A 16991-nucleotide genomic window follows, 5' to 3' on the forward strand; every position below is an offset into this window, starting at 1 on the left:
TGACCTAAATGAAGCCTTACACCACAGAAGACCATACGGAGACAGGAATGCAAGCGCCTCAATCTACCGTTGACCCGTCGGAGATCGCAAAATTCGAAGCCATGGCGGCCGAATGGTGGGATCCAAAGGGTAAGTTCAAACCACTGCATATGCTGAACCCCTGCCGTTTGGACTATATCACCCGCCAAATCGCAGCGGAGTTTCATCGCGACCTGACCCAACCGGAACCCTTCAAAGGGCTGCGGCTTCTGGATATCGGCTGTGGCGGTGGTCTCTTGTGTGAGCCTATGGCGCGGCTTGGGGCTGATGTCACTGGCGCGGATGCGGCGGCGGGCAACCTGCCTGTTGCGCAGCTCCATGCTGAGCAGAGCGGATTGAAGATCGACTACCGCCACACCACTGCCGAAGATATGGCCGCAGCTGGTGAACAGTTCGATGTGGTCCTGAACATGGAAGTTGTAGAGCACGTCGCTGATCCACTCAGCTATCTGACAGCTACCTATGATTTGCTGAAACCCGGTGGCCTGGAGATCTGTTCCACCATCAACCGCAATCCCAAGAGCTACGCCATGGCAATTTTTGGCGCAGAAGTTATCATGCGCTGGCTACCGCGCGGCACCCATGAATGGCATAAATTCATCACCCCGGATGAGCTGGTAGAGCTTTTAAGCAAAGCCGGGCTGACACCGGTGGATCGCAAGGGGTTTGTCTTTAATCCCATCAGCTGGAACTGGTCGATTTCTGATCGGGATCTCTCTGTCAACTATGTCACTTCCAGCATCAAAAAGTCATGAGTTTCAAGGTTAACCCACTAAATTAATTCAATAAAATGCAACCCTCCTATCCATATGGATAGGAGGGTGTTCTTTTACCACCCTAGGTTTAATGACAAATTCAATGTAGGTTTGAATCAGGGAAAAACAGAACATTTGGGTTAGAAACACCCGACATGGATATCCCCATTTGGCTTCCGCAGCCAGAGCATAAGCTTTGGTTCTGTCACCACTCACATCTGCCAGATGGAACAAAGTGGGGAGAAGGGGAGCGTAACAGGTTTACGCTCCCCCTTTGGTTTGGTCTGCTGCCAACCAAAAAACCAAGAAAATTGCTCTGTGGACAGTCTCTATCCGCTCGCTTCGAGTTTAAGGCGCAGCTCACGCAGAATTGGTAAGGTCGCTTTGACGCGATCGCTCCCCAACTCGCTGACCACCTCAGAGATGATTGGAACGATACCCGCCAGTGCCGCATCGCGCGCCTGTTTTCCCGCAGGGCTGATGGCCACCATCTTGCGTCGCGCATCATCCCAATCCGGGCGGATGTGAATATAGCCCGCAACCTCAAGCTTGCTCAGGGTATTTGTCATCGCCCCACGGGTTACATGAAAGGCCTTGGCCAGCTGCGCAGGGCTGCGTTCAACGCCGGTTCGGGTCAGGTGGTTGAGCACCGAAAAATGCGACAATTCCATCCCCTTTGGCAGGGCTTTTCCCAGTCGGGACCGCGCCAATTGGTCTGCCATCAATATTTCACTGAACAGCGAAACAGCCAGGGAATGAGTTTCTTCCTTCAAGGTCCTTCGAACTCTCTGTCATGGGTCAAGGAGGGCACACGCTTGCGTGCTTGTGCCACTTTTTCCATGTCGAGATCAACGAAAGTAATTCCAGGTTCCGTGCCGGCATCCGCCAGAATTTCACCCCAGGGCGCCACCACCAGGCTGTGTCCGTAGGTCTTTCTGACCGCTCCCCGGCTGGTCTTATGGGTGCCGGTTTGTGCTGCCGCCAAGACATAACAACCGGTTTCGATTGCGCGTGCCTGCAACAAGGCGTGCCAATGGGCCGCACCCGTGACAGGCGAAAAAGCCGCGGGGGCGACAAGGATCTGCGCCCCAACCTGGGCCAAAGCCCGATGCAGTTTGGGAAAGCGCAGATCATAGCAAATTGTCAGACCTAGGATGCCAAAGGGGGTTTCAGCCACCACCGCCCGGTTACCAGGGCGGTAACCATCGGATTCGCGAAAGGTCTCTTCTGGTGTGACCTCCACATCAAACATGTGGATCTTGTCATAACGTGCTGCAATTTCACCCTCGGGCGAAATCAGGAACTGCCGGTTGGCAAATCGGCCATCTGCATCATGGGTCTTTACACCAAAAGAGCCGAGGGACAGCCATATCCCGTGCTCACCTGCGACTTCGCGCAAAACCTTCAAACTTGAGTCGTCTTCCTCATGGCAGAGCACGTCATTCTGATGGCTCCTACTCAGGGAAACGCAGTTACTGACCTCCGGCGTCAGGACAAACCCCGCGCCTCCCTTTGCAGCTTCGGCAATCATCACGCGAAGCGTCTCCAGGTTTTCAGCAGGTGAATCGCTGGAAGTGATCTGCAAAAGGGCGGCACGCATTGTATGGGTTCCTAGGTTCTGAGGATCAGGCTGCCAGAAGCGAATCCAGCTTTCCTGCCTGTTCAAGCGCATAAAGATCATCGCAGCCACCAACATGGGTATCGCCGATAAAGATCTGTGGCACCGTACGGCCACCATTCGCGCGCTTTATCATCTCACCTTTGCGACCGGGGTCGGCCAGCACGTTCACCTCTGAAAAGGTAACACCCTTTTGTTTCAACAGGCGCTTGGCGGCATGGCAATAGCCACAGAGAGGAGAGGTATAGATCTCGACCGGTTTCATACAGGTCTCCATTGGTCAGGTTGCATGGGTTTTGCGCCATATGGGGCTGCTTTGCAATCTTTGCCAGTGCTTCGCGGAAACTCCGGGCTCAGTTCACGCGCGTGTGACCCGCGCCAGCACAGCAACCCGCACTTCGGCAGCCCCTGCCGCAAGGCAAACATCGGCACAGGCTGTCAAAGTCGCACCAGAGGTCATCACATCATCAACCAGCACCACCACACGGCCCTGCATCAGAGCCTGGTGCCGTGGATGCGCCACGATAGCCCGGCTCAGAGCAGCAAAGCGCTGTGCTCTGGATTTACCCTCCAGCGAGGGGGTTGGCTTCACGCGCTTCAAAAGGTCAGGCCAATAGTCCAGCCCTCCCTGTTTTGCCAGGTTCTGGGCTAGCAAAGCTGATTGGTTATACCGCCGCTTGAGCAACCGTGACCAATGCAGAGGCACCGGACAGATCAGCGGATTATCCCGCAAGAGAGGGCCTGCCGCCCGCTCAATCCAATGGGCAGCAGGTGCCGCCAGATCTGTGCGATCCCCATGTTTGAGCGCCATCACCAGACTACGCGCTTTGTCCTTATAGAGCATCGCCGCGCGACCTTGGCTCCAGGGGCGAGGGGTAGACATGCATTCATCACATTCCAGATGATAACCGTCCCCTTCGCCTGGCAAAGGGATGCCGCAACCCTCGCAAACCGTGCCACTAATAAAATGCGTTTGTCCCCAGCAGGTCCCGCAAAGGCCAAAATCCTGCTCAACCAATTCGTCGCAGCCAAGGCAACGCGGCGGATAGATCAGCGAAACAGCGGTTTGAAACTGCGCGCGCAACATCTAAATAGCCCTCATGACACAAGCACCCAAATCACAGCCAGACCTTTTTGATCGCCGGGCCCTGACACTCCATCGTGCCCGTCGCCAGCCGGAAGCCCTATTCCTTCACGAGCTGGCGCGGGACGAGGTTGAGGATCGCTTAAGCTTGGTTAACAGGAGCTTTACAAAACCGGCGATTGTGACCCCTTTTGCCGAAATTTGGCAAAATTCTTTCCAAGACCCTAAAATCACCGCCGATGCGGAGGTTTTGGATCTGGAGCCAGGCGCCCATGATCTGGTGGTGCATGCCATGGCCCTGCATTGGGCCAACGATCCGGTTGGACAGTTGATCCAATGTCGGCGCGCGCTGAGCGAGGACGGCCTCATGCTGGTGATCGCCCTTGGCGGCCGCACCCTGCATGAATTGCGCAGCTCCTTGGCCGAAGCCGAAACCCGGGTCTCCGGCGGGATTTCCCCACGCATAGCCCCCATGGGCGAGGTCCGGGATCTAGGTGGACTGCTTCAACGCGCTGGCTTTGCCCTGCCGGTGGCCGATGTGGTGCCGCTGACCGCGGAATACCGGGACATCCTGCACCTGATGCATGAGCTGCGCGCCATGGGCGAAAGCAATGCCCTGGCCCAGCGCCTGAAGACCGCCAGCCCGCGCGCACTTTTCGCCGCTGCGCAAGAGATCTACCAGGCGCATTTCGCCCTGCCCTCCGGCAAGCTGCCCGCAACCTTTGAGCTGATCTGCCTAACCGGTTGGTCTCCTTCCGAAAGCCAGCAAAAACCTCTGCGACCGGGATCAGCCCAGATGCGCCTGGCGGATGCACTGAAAGTGCCAGAAACCAACATTCCTGAAAGCTGAGCGCACTCCCCTGCCATAACGCCTGACTATCGACTACAAAACCGGAACCAATTGGTCTTTTGCTGCAAGCATGCCTATGTTGCCGCCAGACATGAGACCGTTTTTTACTAGGACCCTTTGATGCTGGATTCTTCTGCCACAGACGCGCTCCCCGAAAACGCCCCCAACGATCATCCTAAGGTGCGGCGTGGAAAAACTGGCGTCCTCCTGGCCAACCTCGGCACGCCGGATGACTATAGCTATTGGCCGATGCGGCGCTACCTGAGCGAATTTCTCTCGGACAAGCGGGTGATCGATTATCCGGCCTGGAAATGGCAGCCGCTTTTGCAGCTGATCATTCTGACAAAACGGCCCTTTGCATCCGGTGCGGCCTATAAATCGATCTGGAACCATGACAAGGGCGAAAGCCCGTTGATGACCATCACACGCGACCAGACAGCCAAGATGGCCGGGGTCATGGCCCAGCGTTACGGCGACCAGGTCATGGTCGATTTCTGCATGCGCTACGGCAATCCCTCGACCAAATCCAAGGTCCGCGCCATGGTCGCGGCGGGTTGCGAGCGGATCCTCTTTGTGCCGCTTTACCCGCACTATGCCGGCGCCACCTCTGCCACCGCCAATGATCAGTTCTTCCGCGCCCTGATGGAAGAGACCTGGCAGCCGGCCGCCCGCACCATCGAACCCTATTTCGACGACCCGGCCTATATCGAGGCCCTGGCGCGTTCAGTCGAGGAGGCCTATGGCCAGGCCGCTAAGCGCCCGGATATTCTGGTGGTCTCTTACCACGGCATGCCCAAGCGGTATCTGATGCAGGGCGATCCCTATCATTGCCAGTGCCAGAAGACGACACGCCTGTTGCGCGAACGCCTGGGCTGGGAGGAGACCGAGATCACCACCACCTTCCAGTCGGTCTTTGGACCCGAAGAATGGCTGAAACCCTATACCGTTGATCACGTCGCGACCCTGGCCCAGGAGGGCAAGAAGAGCATCGCGGTAATCGCGCCGGCTTTCTCTGCCGATTGCATCGAGACGCTGGAAGAGATCAACGAGGAAATCAAAGAGAGCTTTGAAGAAGCCGGCGGCGAGAATTTCCTCTATATCCCCTGCCTCAATGATGATGATGATCACATTGCCGCACTTGCCGGGGTGATCGAAAACAATCTCAAAGGCTGGCTGGACTAAGCCGCCTCCCCCGGTCCAAATAGGATCCAATATTGGATCTCTGCACATTGCAGACACGGGGGAGAAATTTGGAATGAGCCTGAAGCACTGGAGCGATGCCCTGGAACACCACTGGGGCATCAAGGCCACGCTGCGCCCGCTAGACGGGGAATATGATCTGAACTTCATGGCCGAGGTCGATGACGGCAGCGGCTATGTGCTGAAGGCGATGCGTCCGGGCTGTGAGGAATGGCTGGTCGACATGCAGGTCCGTGCCTTTCAGCACATCGCTGAGAGCCAGCCGGATCTGCCCTGCCCGCGCGTGATCCCAGCGCTGGACGGTACCGCGATGCTGACCCTTGCGGATGAGAGTGGTGTCCAGCGCCTGGTCTGGCTGCTCGAGCGGCTGCCTGGTCTCTGTTACGCCAAATCAGAGCCAAAAACACCGGAACTGATCCGCGAGATAGGCTCTGTTCTGGGCGGCACCGCCAAGGCCCTTACGGGTTTTCAACACCCCGGACTAGAGCGCGATTTCAAATGGGATCTGATGCGCGCCGGCTGGATAGGCGCTGAATTCGACTCTATCAAAAATCTGCAAAAACAGGCTCTAATCAAAGAAATTGAGACTGAATTCACCAAGCTAGAGCCTGCCTTGCAGTCTCTGCCAAAACAAGCCATTCACAATGACGCCAATGACTACAACATCATGGTGGAGGGTACTCTAACCACCCCGCGCCGTGTCTCTGGCCTCATTGATCTCGGCGACATGTGTGCTGCCCCCCGCATCTGCGATCTGGCGATTGCTGCGGCATATATCGTGCTCGACCACCCCGACCCGGAGGCGGCGCTGGCTGCCTTGGTGACGGGCTATCACGCGGCCTATCCACTGACCCCGCAGGAAGTGGATCTGATCTACCCCTTGCTGCGGATGCGGTTGGCGGTCAGCGTCGTGAACTCCACACTGATGGCAGTCGAAAATCCGGATGACCCCTATGTGACCATTTCCCAGGCCCCGGCCTGGCGGTTCCTGGAAGGCCATGATCTGCACCCCGGTCTGCTCGCCGCCCGGCTGCGCGCCGCCTGCGGCATATCCGTGGTGGAGGGCGCAGACAGGGTCATGACCTGGCTGAATGAGGAACGCGGGAATTTTGCCCCGCTGATGGGGGAGGATCTGAGCAGTGCCCCGATGGGATCACTGTCGGTGGAGAACTCCACCTGGCCGCAGAACCCCTTTCACATGCCGCTGGAGGAAGCCGCCCGCGTTGGTGAAGAATTCGAGGACGAGGGCCGGATCTGGCTTGGCTACTACCACGAGCCGCGACTGATCTATGCAGAGCCCGCCTTCCGAAAAGGGCCGTATAAGGCCAGCAACCGGCGCACAGTGCATCTGGCAATTGATGCCTTCGCCCCGGCCAAAACGCCGATGTTCGCACCGCTTGCTGGCGAGGTCTTTGCGGCCGAGAACCGCACCGGGCATCTCGATTACGGCGGGGTGATCATCCTGCGCCATGAGACCCCGGAAGGGGATCCGTTCTACACGCTTTATGGCCACCTCAACCCAGAGTTCATGGATCGGCTGAAACCTGGGGACAAAATTGCCAAGGGAGAAGAATTCTGCCGCCTCGGCGATGCCTCGCAAAACGGCGGCTGGGCGCCGCATGTGCATTTCCAGCTGGCTCTCACCACCGAGGGCATCGAGGCCGATTGGCCCGGCGTCGGCGACCCGGAGGAGATGTATATGTGGCGCGCCATCTGTCCGAACCCGGCAGCGCTGCTGAACCTGCCGGATGAGAAATGCCGCTACTCCCCCGCCAGCAAGGAAGAAGTCCGGCAGGGGCGCCAGGATCATTTCGGCGGCAACCTCAGCCTGACCTATTCAGATCCGGTGATGCTGCTGCGGGGCTGGAAGCATCACCTCTTTGACGAATGGGGCCGCCCATACTTAGATGCCTATAACAATGTGCCGCATGTGGGCCACGCCCATCCGCGCATCCAGGCAGTGGCAGCGGATCAGTTGAAACGGATGAATTCCAACACACGCTACCTGCACCCGGCCCAGACCGCTTTTGCCGACAAAATCCTGTCGAAAATGCCGGATCACCTGCAGGTCTGTTTCTTTGTGAATTCCGGCACCGAGGCCAATGAGCTGGCGCTGCGCCTGGCCCGCGCCCATACCGGCGCCAAGGGCATGGTCACGCCGGACCACGGCTATCACGGCAATACCACCGGCGCGATCGGCATCTCCGCCTATAAGTTCAACAAACCGGGCGGCGTGGGCAAAGCCGACTGGGTGGAATTGCTTGAGGTTGCCGATGATTATCGAGGCAGCTTCAAGCGAGAGGACCCGGAGCGGGCGCAGAAATTTGCAGATCTGGTCGATCCGGCGATCGCAGCCTTGCAGCTGCGCGGCCAGGATCTCGCCGGATTTATTGCCGAGACCTTCCCCTCGGTCGGTGGCCAGATCATCCCACCAAAGGGCTATTTGTCGGCGGTCTACGAGAAAATCCGTGCCGCCGGGGGCGTCTGCATCGCGGATGAGGTTCAGACTGGATTGGGTCGCCTGGGCGACTATTACTTTGGCTTTGAACACCAGGGCGCCAGCCCCGATATCGTTGTCCTCGGCAAACCCATCGGCAATGGACACCCGCTGGGCGTCTTGGTCACAACCAGGGAAATCGCCGAGAGCTTTGACAACGGGATCGAGTTTTTCTCGACTTTCGGCGGCTCTACACTGTCTTGTCGTATCGGCAAGGAAGTGCTGGATATTGTCGATGACGAAGGCCTGCAGGAAAATGCCCGCGTGATGGGCGCGCACCTTATGGCTGGGCTGAAACAGCTGGAACAGGAGTTCACCTGCGTCGGCGATACCCGCGGCATGGGGCTGTTTCTGGGGTTGGAGCTGATCAATCCGGACGGTTCAGAGGCCACGGAGATTTGCTCTTACGTTAAGAATCGGATGCGCGATCACCGGATCCTGATCGGCAGCGAAGGGCCAAAGGACAATATCCTGAAAATTCGTCCTCCTTTGACAATCGACGCCGAGGGCGTGGACATGATCCTCGTTTCTCTGAAATCCGTTTTACAGGAGGTGGAGGCTTAATAGCCTGCATCTCTATTCCCCAAAGGAGATTGCAACAAAAAAAGGCGGTGGAAACCCACCGCCTTTCTTTAAGCTGTGTCAGCTATTAGCTGCTTGCAACAGCCGCGCCAACCAGAACCAGCAGCAGCAATGGCAGCAGGATGCCGCTGGAAGAGCTGGTTGCTTCTTCGATAACAACAGGCTCAACGATTGGCTCTGCCAGGTTGCCAGCAGTTGCAGTGGAAGCGGCGGCGGTCAGTGCAGCAGCGAGTACAAGTTTCTTCATGTTAACCTCCAGAATACGCGCAGGGTCCAATTTTGACCTGCGCACCCAAGACTTACCTCGTGGTTTTTTCTAACCAGTATTGTTGCGGGATTGCAATTGCTTGTTGCCCAGAACACGTTTCGCTCAAAGGCTTTGTCGTCAAATTAGCAACACCTGAGTGCCCACTTTTGCAAAGCCAAAAAGCTGCGCAATATGCTCATTATAAAGGCCAATACAGCCATTGGACGATTTGCGACCAATCTTGCGCGTATCATGGGTCCCATGGATGCGATAGAACTTCCAGCTGAGGTATAAAGCGTGTGTTCCCAAAGGGTTATCAGGACCTGGCGGAATGTACGCCGGCCATTCCGGGTTTCGTTTTCGCATATTCGGCGTCGGGGCCCAGCCCGGTCCTTCGACTTTGCGAATGATTTTTGTTCTTCCACGACGGGTCAAATCGTCCGAAAGGGGCACAGAAGAGGGGAAAAGCCTGTAATCTTTCCCATCTTCCGACCAGTAGTGCAGTGCCCGGCTATCAATATCCACCAGAATCGCGCCACGGCGCAGATTGTCGAAGTAAGGCTCCCAGCGTTTTGAACGGAAGGCAGAGATATTACGTTTGACCGGTGGTTCTGGCTCGGGTGGCGGTCGCAGCGGATCAAAGGCCGGTTCTTCGGTTTCTGGTTGAAGATTCTGCGCCAAAGCTGGCGCTGAAAGCAGCGCTGCCGTTCCGGCCAGGAAGCTGCGGCGGTTCAGTTGTCTAAAGAGATCGCGCGTCATGAACAATTCCTGCGGAAAACAATTGGGTCAATCACCATATTATGGCCAGAAAGCCGCAGTCGCAAATCAACAAGCTTTTGTGGTGGCAGATTCCTGCAGGGCCATTTGCACCAATGCCACAGGACAGGTAAGTGCAAGTACAAGCGACAAAGCGAGAGACATGATGAAGCGCGTTTTTCTGATCCTGACAGCAATGGCTCTGACCTTCACTGCAGCCTGCACCACGACTTCGGATTCGTCCCAAAACGGCTCCGCTTATCGAATTCGCAACGAAGGCAAGGTGCAACTGCGGATGCTTGATTCTGTGAACGCACTACGCCAGGCTTCAGGTGCTGTTCAAGTGCAGCTCAACGCGCAGCTGAATGCGGCGGCGGCGACCCACTCCCGCGATATGTCAGTGCAAAACCGCCCATGGCACTTTGGCTCTGACGGTTCTTCGCCTTTGGACCGGGTTGCGCGGACAGGATATGTCGGCACAGTTCAGGGCGAGAATATCTCTGAAACCTATGAGAATGAGCTTCAGACGCTAACCGCTTGGATGGAGGAGCCCAGCACCCGGGCCGTTATCCTGGATCCAAAAGCAAACAATATGGGATTTTCTTGGCATCAAGAGCCGAACGGCAAGATCTGGTGGACAATGATCATGGCGAATTAGCCTAAGCCATTGATTCTATAATATAGGAATCGAAAAGGGGCCAAGCGGCCCCTTTTTTTTTGCCCTGCCAGAATTTCAGGGCTCTTGCCTCAGGCGCGAAGTGCGATAGGTGTCCCGTCTCTTACCATCGCATAAATCTCCTCGATCTCGCTGTTTTTGACGGCGATGCAACCGGCAGTCCAATCACTCACGCGGGACGCTCGTTTACGGGCTTTGCGCTCGTTTGGCTCACCATGAATGAAAATCTCACCCCCTGGCCGCTTACCTATCGAACGTGCATAGGCAACATCAGAGGCATTTGGATAAGAAATACCAATAGAGAGATGGTAGGAGCTGTTCGGGTTGCGCCGGTCAATTCGATAGAGACCTTCAGGCGTTTTGCCGTCGCCTTCGATTTGTTTATGGCCAAGCGGCGCAAAACCAAGGTCCATCTTGTACTCACGCAGGATGCTCTCCCCGTTGAGAAGATAGATCTTACGAGCACCTTTGTTGACCACAACAGAGGTCACCTCTGGCCCATTGTAGGTTTTGAACCTGCTCGCGTAATTCGTGCTGCCACAGCCTGCGAGTGTCAGGCTAGCTGCGACACTTAAACCAAATACCCGTCTGTCCATGTCCCATTTCCTGTTCAAATCTGCTCTTTTTGGGCGAAATAGCCCGAATCAAATGGAATTCAAAATCACAACTTGCTGTGTTGCTGTTCTTCTCTGTCCAAACGCGCTTCGATGGCCTTTAGGCGAGAGAGAACCTCATCACGATAGGCATCGGTGCGCTGTCCCTCTTCTTCGGAATGCGCATCCTGCATCGAGTTCACGATCAAACCCACCAATAGGTTCACCACTGCAAAGGTTGTGACCATGATGAAGGGCACAAAGAAAGCCCAAGCATAGGGGAATACCTCCATCACCGGGCGGACAATACCCATGGACCAGCTTTCCAGCGTCATGATCTGAAACAGCGAGTACCCCGATCGTCCCAGGGTACCGAACCATTCCGGGAAACTGGCGCCAAACAATTTGGTCGCCATAACAGCGCCGATATAGAAAATGATCGCCATCAGCAAAAAGACGGACCCCATCCCTGGTAGTGCGGTCACAAAGCCTTCGACCACACGGCGCAGGCGCGGCGCTACCGAGACAACCCGCAAAACCCGCAGGATCCGCAGAGCCCGCAGCACAGAGAAGCCCTGAGCACCGGGCACAAGGGCGATGCCGACAATCACAAAATCAAAAACACTCCATCCATTCAGGAAAAACCGCAGACGCCGAGCGATGAGCTTCATCAGAATTTCGACAATGAAGATGCCCAGGCAAAGCTCATCTATCAGATGGATCAAGCCACCAACCCGTGCCATCACCTGCTCAGATGTTTCCAGACCCAGGGTCACCGCATTCACCATGATCACAATCATGATGAAACGGGTAAAACGGTTGTCTTGCAGAATTTGTTCGAGACGCGTTGCCACGGACCTTTTCTCCTTGCGAGTTCCTTGTGCCCCCTTTTTGGGGGTCAGTCGGCCAGGGTAAAACTGGCCACCAGTTCCGTATGGGCTGACCAACGGAACTGGTCAACAACCTGCACCCAATTCAGGCTGTATCCTGCCCCCACCAGGACCTTTGCATCACGGGCAAAGCTGATGGGATTGCAGGAAACATAGGCAACAACGGGCAACCGTGCCTTGGCTAGCTGCGCGACCTGAGCTTCGGCACCCGCACGCGGCGGATCAATCACCACGGCCTCGTAATGGGCGCCAAAAGGTTTCATATCCTCGGGCAATAGCGGATTGCGGAACAGGTCCCGTGTCTCGGCTTTCACCTGTCGCAACTCCTTGCCGCGGCGCCAGCCAGCTTCCAGCGCTGCAATCATCTCCGCTTCACCTTCAAGGGCATAGACTTCCGCTCGTTCGGCAAGCGGCAATGTAAAGGTTCCGCAGCCAGCAAAGAGATCCAGGATCCGTTTTGCGCCTGTAGTAATCTCACGCACTGCACCAAGCAGCGCTGCCTCACCATCTGTAGTGGCTTGCAGGAAAGACCCTGGCGGAGGGCAGACCGGAGCATTGCCAAAACGCTGGATCGGTGGCTGCTCCATCGCGACCTGCTCATCCTCCCAGGTGAGGCGGGTCACACCGTGTTGGCCTGCAAGCTGTGCCAGTTCCAGCCGGAGGGGGCCATCCAATGGTTTGCCCTGACGTACCAAGACATCCAGCCCGCATTCTGACGTGGTCACGGTTACGGACAGAGGAGTTTTTCGGCTGGCACCAGCAATCGCCAGAGCCTCTGCCAAAGCTATGGCCGAGATGAGAGTGGGGTCCAGAAGCTGACAGTCTGGAATTGGAGTAATGACATCAGAGGCCCGTCCATGAAAACCAGCCATTGCACCCTTCTTGGTCCGGCGCACCGCAAATGTCGCACGCCGCCGCGACTGCGCCGGGGAGGTGTGGATCGGCCGAAACTCTGTCTCCAGCCCCTGCGCAGCCAAAGCGGTTTTCACCACATTCACTTTCCAATCGGCTACAAAGCTCTCGCTGGCATGTTGCAACTGGCATCCACCACAGGATTTGTAGTGACGACAACTGGGCTGAACCCGGTGCTCAGAGGGGGTTTCAATCCGGATTTCGCGAAGTTGACTCCCCTCGCGGATACCGCTGATTTCTTCACCCGGCAGGGTACGGGGCGCAAACAATGGCCCTTCGGCGACTCCATCGCCCTGATGTCCAAGGCGGGTAATCGTAGCTGTGGTTCTGGCTGCGTCTGTCATTCGGGCTAGATAGCGCTTGCATTGCCCGCACAAAAGCACAAACCCGCCACTCGGCGCATTCTGATCAAGATTGTGGTTCGAAGAAGCGCTTACTCTGCCGCCGCCGCGCCAGTTTCATCAGTACAGATAAAGCCACCGGACTGGCGGGCCCAGAATTGGGCATAAAGACCACCAAGCGCCAAAAGCTCGTCATGGCTGCCGCTTTCCGCAATCCGGCCTTTTTCCATGACAATGATCCGATCCATCTCGCTCAGCGTTGAAAGCCTGTGGGCAATGGCAAGCACCGTCTTACCCACCATCACCCGCTCGAGGGCGGTTTGGATCAAGGCTTCAACCTCGGAATCCAGCGCAGATGTAGCCTCATCCATGATCAGGATAGGCGCATCCTTAAGAATAGCGCGGGCCAGGGCGATACGCTGTCGCTGCCCGCCAGAGAGTTTCACCCCGCGTTCACCCAGGAAGGCATCGTAACCTTTGCGACCTTGGCTATCTTCGAGATCCTTAATAAATTCATGGGCCTCGGCCTGTTGCGCTGCCCATATAAGATCCTCTTCACTGGCATCCGGACGACCATAGAGGATATTTTCCCGTGCGGAGCGGTTAAACATCGCTGTCTCTTGCGTGACCATGCCGATCTGGCTGCGCAAGGAATCCTGCGTCACCCCGGCAATATCCTGCCCATCGATCAGAATGCGCCCGACTTCACCGTCATAGAGCCGCAGCAAGAGGGACACCAATGTGGATTTGCCAGCCCCCGAGGCACCAACAATTCCTAGCTTTTCTCCGGGGCGGATGGTCAGCGAAAGCTCCTGAACTCCACCCACATCGCGGCCATAGGCAAAACCGATGGCATCAAACTCGATTTCTCCGGCAGAAACCTCCAGTGTTTTCGCGGTAGCACTGTCTTCGACACGATCTGGGCGGGTCAGGGTCTTCATGCCGTTTTCGATCTCGCCCAGGTTGGAATAGATCGACATCAGGGTGAAACTGACCCAGCCAGTCATCTGCGAAATCCGGATTGAAACGGCGCCAGCCGCAACGATATCCCCTTCACTGGCCCCACCAGAGCGCCACAACAAGAGAGTTGCGCCAATCAACAAGACCGGCAGAAGCCCGGCCATGCACATCAGACAAAACCGGAAAGTTGCCGCCAGGCGACCAAAATGCAGTGCTGTATCTCTGAAAGAGACCATCGCTTCCTGGGCGCTTTGCTCTTCATGGCTGGAATGCGCAAAAAGCTTTACGGTTTTGATATTGGTAATGGTATCCACCACCTGCCCCGACACCAGGGCGCGAGCCCCAGCCCGTTTGCCAGATCTTTGGCGCACCCGCGGCAGGAACCAGCGGATCAGGGTAAAATACCCCACAAGCCAGAACCCAAAGAGCAAGGTAATCCACAGATTGATCGATCCCAGTAGCGCCATCGACCCAACTAGCGACGCCAGGGCAAAGGCCACGACATTGATCATCTCAGTGGTAACCGAAGTTACAGCACTGGCCGTCTGCATTTGTTTTTGGGCAATGCGGCCTGCAAAATCGTCGTCGAAAAATCGTACGGACTGACCCAATGTCCAGCGATTGAGCCTCGAGAGAACCAGCGGGTTCACATTCGGCTGAACCACAATGGCATTCATCGCCGCGGCTGAGCCAAAAAACACCGGCCTGAGCAACAGAAAGAACCCAAGCGCGCCGAAGATCACCAAGAGGTTCTGACTGGTGAAAAAACCATCTGGCCCGCTGGAAATGGCGGTATCAATCACCTCACCCAGAATATAAGCGGTTCCCGCCTCCATCGCGCCTGCAAAGCCAGAGATCAGCGCTGCTGCCAGCAAGACCGGCCAAGCGCCAGCCAAGCTCCAACGCAAGAAGGGCCACAGCTGTTGCGGTGGCACTCCTTTTGCAGGTTGGAAGGCGTTGATCAGATTGCCTATCTTCATTCGGCTACCTCAGCATTCAAGAACCCACCGGACTGCCGCGCCCAAAACTGCGCATAGAGCCCTTCAGCGCGCAACAGATCTTCGTGTCGACCTTCTTCCACGATCCGTCCCTGGTCCAGTACCAGGATGCGGTCCATCTGTGCGATGGTGGACAGCCGATGTGCAATCGCAATCACCGTCTTGCCCTCCATCATGCCATATAGGGTCTCTTGGATGGCGGCCTCAACCTCCGAATCCAGCGCCGATGTGGCTTCATCCAACAGCAGGATCGGCGCATCTTTCAGGATAACCCGCGCGAGCGTGATGCGTTGTCGTTGTCCACCCGAGAGTTTTACCCCGCGTTCGCCCACATGGGCGTCATAGCCGCGCCGCCCCTGCGGGTCTTCCAGGTCTAGGACAAAATCATGCGCCTCGGCCTGTTTGGCCGCTGCGACAATCTCTGACTCGCTTGCATCAGGTCGCCCATAAAGCAGGTTCTCCCGCACCGAACGGTGCAAGAGCGCGCTGTCCTGCTGCACCATGCCGATCTGACGACGCAAGGAATCCTGCGTCACCGCGCAGATATCCTGACCGTCGATCAGAATTTGCCCAGAATCCGGATCGTAAAAGCGCAACAGCAATTTCACCAAGGTTGACTTACCCGCGCCTGAACGACCGATCAGGCCGACTTTCTCACCAGGTTGGATCGTCAGCGTCATCCGGTCCAGCCCGCCGCTTTCACGGCCATAATGGTGGCTGAGGTCACAGAGAGAGATCTCCCCCTGGCGCAGCTCCAGTGGCGCCGCATCCGCTGCATCTGCCAGATCAATGGGTTGAGCGATGGTCTCCATACCCTCGGCCACAACCCCCAGCTGGCGAAAGAAAGACGTCAGCGCCCACATGATCCAGCCGGTCATTGCATTCAGCCGCAGGGTGAGGGCCGTCGCAGCCGCGACGACGCCGGCAGATGCGGCCCCCTGCATCCACAGATACATAGCCCAGCCAACAACGCCGACGATCAGCAGACCATTCAGCACCACCAGTACCCCATCCATGACGGTAAAGATCCGCATTTCGACCTGAAAGGTCTCACGCGTCTTTTCGATGGCTTCCTTCGCATAGCTCAGCTCGCGGCTATCATGGGCGAACATCTTGACCGAGTGGATGTTGGAATAGCTATCAACCACCCGCCCCGTCACGGTGGAGCGCGCATCCGAAGCGGCCTGACTGGCTGGCCCCACCCGCTCAACCGTCCAGCGAACCAGGAAGCCATAGAGCACGAACCAGGCCAAAAGAGGCAGGAGTAGCCGAGGATCCGAAGCCATCAAGAGGATGGCCGCACCTACGAGATAGGCCAGGGAAAAAGTGATGGCATCGAACACCTGAAACACAACTTCTCCCGCTGCGGGTGGCGTCTGCATGATCCGGTTGGCGATCCGGCCGGCAAAATCATTCTCAAACCACGAGACCGACTGGCGCAGCACGTGTTTATGTGACCGCCAGCGGATCAAGGTGCCGAAATTTGGCAGAATGGCATTGTTCAAAAGCAGCACATCCAAGAGTTGCAGAACAGGCCTGAGCAAAAGCACAAAGCCCGCAACCAAAAGGAATTCTGTTCCATGATCCTGCCAGACCTGAGTCGGCTCACCAGACAGGAGATCAACCACCCGGCCCATATAGTAGATGAGGCCGATTTCCACAGCCGCCACGATCACGGACATCAGAGCAGTCAGGACAAAAATCTTCTCAAAGGGCTTTGAATAGGCTCTCAAAAAGGGCCAAAGCCGCGACGGAGGGTGGTTGCTCTCCGGGTAGTCGCAATAGGGGTCTACGAGATTTTCAAAGAAGCGAAACATGCTTGGTGTGCTCCGATGGTTTGAGCAAATAGGGAATGCAATAATGCTGACAAAGGGCAAAGCCACAGCCCCCCGTCACTACGGGTGATATGGCTTCAGATGAACCAGATCCCGTAATACATTCGCATTCCTCCCGGCATGATTGATCAGTTGAGCCGAGACTAGCCACATTATTT

Annotated in this window: 16 protein-coding genes; 5 read left to right on the top strand and 11 right to left on the bottom strand. The window is 56.6% G+C overall.

Annotated features, from left to right (window positions below; all coding sequences use genetic code 11):
• Window positions 1-47: 47 nt before the first annotated feature.
• Entirely contained in the window at window positions 48-794 is a 747-nt protein-coding gene (ubiG, locus tag RSK20926_RS07735) for a bifunctional 2-polyprenyl-6-hydroxyphenol methylase/3-demethylubiquinol 3-O-methyltransferase UbiG (protein ID WP_037254330.1), read from the top strand.
• Between the two features lie 329 nt (window positions 795-1123).
• On the opposite strand, the gene RSK20926_RS07740 is transcribed toward ubiG, so the two are convergent.
• The 4 genes from RSK20926_RS07740 to RSK20926_RS07755 all read right to left on the bottom strand — a co-directional run bounded on the left by RSK20926_RS07740 (window position 1124) and on the right by RSK20926_RS07755 (window position 3499).
• Window positions 1124-1516, bottom strand: coding sequence for a MarR family winged helix-turn-helix transcriptional regulator (locus tag RSK20926_RS07740; RefSeq protein ID WP_050773055.1), 393 nt, complete (start codon window positions 1514-1516; stop codon window positions 1124-1126).
• A gap of 47 nt (window positions 1517-1563) precedes the next feature.
• Complete coding sequence (locus RSK20926_RS07745) at window positions 1564-2394, bottom strand: carbon-nitrogen hydrolase family protein (RefSeq protein WP_008205622.1); 831 nt, start codon at window positions 2392-2394, stop codon at window positions 1564-1566.
• A 25-nt stretch (window positions 2395-2419) separates the two neighbouring features.
• A complete protein-coding gene (gene grxC / locus RSK20926_RS07750) occupies window positions 2420-2677 on the bottom strand; it encodes a glutaredoxin 3 (RefSeq protein ID WP_037254333.1) in 258 nt (85 codons plus the stop codon).
• A gap of 93 nt (window positions 2678-2770) precedes the next feature.
• The gene (locus tag RSK20926_RS07755; RefSeq protein WP_008205624.1) at window positions 2771-3499 is read right to left on the bottom strand and encodes a ComF family protein; all 729 of its coding nucleotides are present in this window, start codon (window positions 3497-3499) and stop codon (window positions 2771-2773) included.
• Between the two features lie 13 nt (window positions 3500-3512).
• Here RSK20926_RS07755 and RSK20926_RS07760 point away from each other — a divergent pair, with 13 nt between their 5' ends.
• From RSK20926_RS07760 to RSK20926_RS07770, 3 genes are all read left to right on the top strand, one after another.
• On the top strand, window positions 3513-4346 hold the full coding sequence (locus tag RSK20926_RS07760; RefSeq protein WP_008205625.1) for a methyltransferase domain-containing protein: 834 nt from the start codon (window positions 3513-3515) through the stop codon (window positions 4344-4346).
• A gap of 120 nt (window positions 4347-4466) precedes the next feature.
• On the top strand, window positions 4467-5528 hold the full coding sequence (gene hemH, locus RSK20926_RS07765) for a ferrochelatase (protein WP_008205626.1): 1062 nt from the start codon (window positions 4467-4469) through the stop codon (window positions 5526-5528).
• A gap of 73 nt (window positions 5529-5601) precedes the next feature.
• Window positions 5602-8607, top strand: coding sequence for an aminotransferase class III-fold pyridoxal phosphate-dependent enzyme (locus tag RSK20926_RS07770; protein WP_008205627.1), 3006 nt, complete (start codon window positions 5602-5604; stop codon window positions 8605-8607).
• Between the two features lie 85 nt (window positions 8608-8692).
• Here RSK20926_RS07770 and RSK20926_RS07775 read toward each other — a convergent pair whose 3' ends face one another.
• The gene (locus RSK20926_RS07775) at window positions 8693-8872 is read right to left on the bottom strand and encodes a hypothetical protein (RefSeq protein WP_008205628.1); all 180 of its coding nucleotides are present in this window, start codon (window positions 8870-8872) and stop codon (window positions 8693-8695) included.
• A 138-nt stretch (window positions 8873-9010) separates the two neighbouring features.
• Window positions 9011-9631 (bottom strand): L,D-transpeptidase, encoded by a 621-nt coding sequence (locus RSK20926_RS07780; protein ID WP_008205629.1) that lies wholly within the window; start codon window positions 9629-9631, stop codon window positions 9011-9013.
• A gap of 163 nt (window positions 9632-9794) precedes the next feature.
• Between RSK20926_RS07780 and RSK20926_RS07785 the strand changes: the two genes are divergently transcribed.
• On the top strand, window positions 9795-10286 hold the full coding sequence (locus RSK20926_RS07785; RefSeq protein ID WP_037254418.1) for a CAP domain-containing protein: 492 nt from the start codon (window positions 9795-9797) through the stop codon (window positions 10284-10286).
• An 89-nt stretch (window positions 10287-10375) separates the two neighbouring features.
• Here the strand turns inward: RSK20926_RS07785 and RSK20926_RS07790 are convergent, their stop codons facing one another.
• From RSK20926_RS07790 to RSK20926_RS07810, 5 genes are all read right to left on the bottom strand, one after another.
• On the bottom strand, window positions 10376-10900 hold the full coding sequence (locus tag RSK20926_RS07790) for a L,D-transpeptidase family protein (protein ID WP_008205632.1): 525 nt from the start codon (window positions 10898-10900) through the stop codon (window positions 10376-10378).
• A gap of 65 nt (window positions 10901-10965) precedes the next feature.
• Window positions 10966-11751 (bottom strand): ion transporter, encoded by a 786-nt coding sequence (locus RSK20926_RS07795; protein ID WP_037254336.1) that lies wholly within the window; start codon window positions 11749-11751, stop codon window positions 10966-10968.
• A gap of 44 nt (window positions 11752-11795) precedes the next feature.
• On the bottom strand, window positions 11796-13043 hold the full coding sequence (locus tag RSK20926_RS07800) for a class I SAM-dependent RNA methyltransferase (RefSeq protein WP_008205636.1): 1248 nt from the start codon (window positions 13041-13043) through the stop codon (window positions 11796-11798).
• 89 nt (window positions 13044-13132) lie between these two features.
• Window positions 13133-14980, bottom strand: a complete 1848-nt coding sequence (locus RSK20926_RS07805) for an ABC transporter ATP-binding protein (RefSeq protein ID WP_008205639.1) — start codon at window positions 14978-14980, stop codon at window positions 13133-13135.
• Window positions 14977-16815 (bottom strand): ABC transporter ATP-binding protein, encoded by a 1839-nt coding sequence (locus RSK20926_RS07810; protein WP_008205641.1) that lies wholly within the window; start codon window positions 16813-16815, stop codon window positions 14977-14979. The genes RSK20926_RS07805 and RSK20926_RS07810 overlap by 4 nt, the downstream gene beginning before the upstream one ends.
• Between the last annotated feature and the right edge of the window lie 176 nt (window positions 16816-16991).

It is taken from the genome of Roseobacter sp. SK209-2-6 (assembly GCF_000169455.1).
In the GTDB taxonomy this organism is placed as follows: Bacteria; Pseudomonadota; Alphaproteobacteria; order Rhodobacterales; family Rhodobacteraceae; genus Pseudophaeobacter.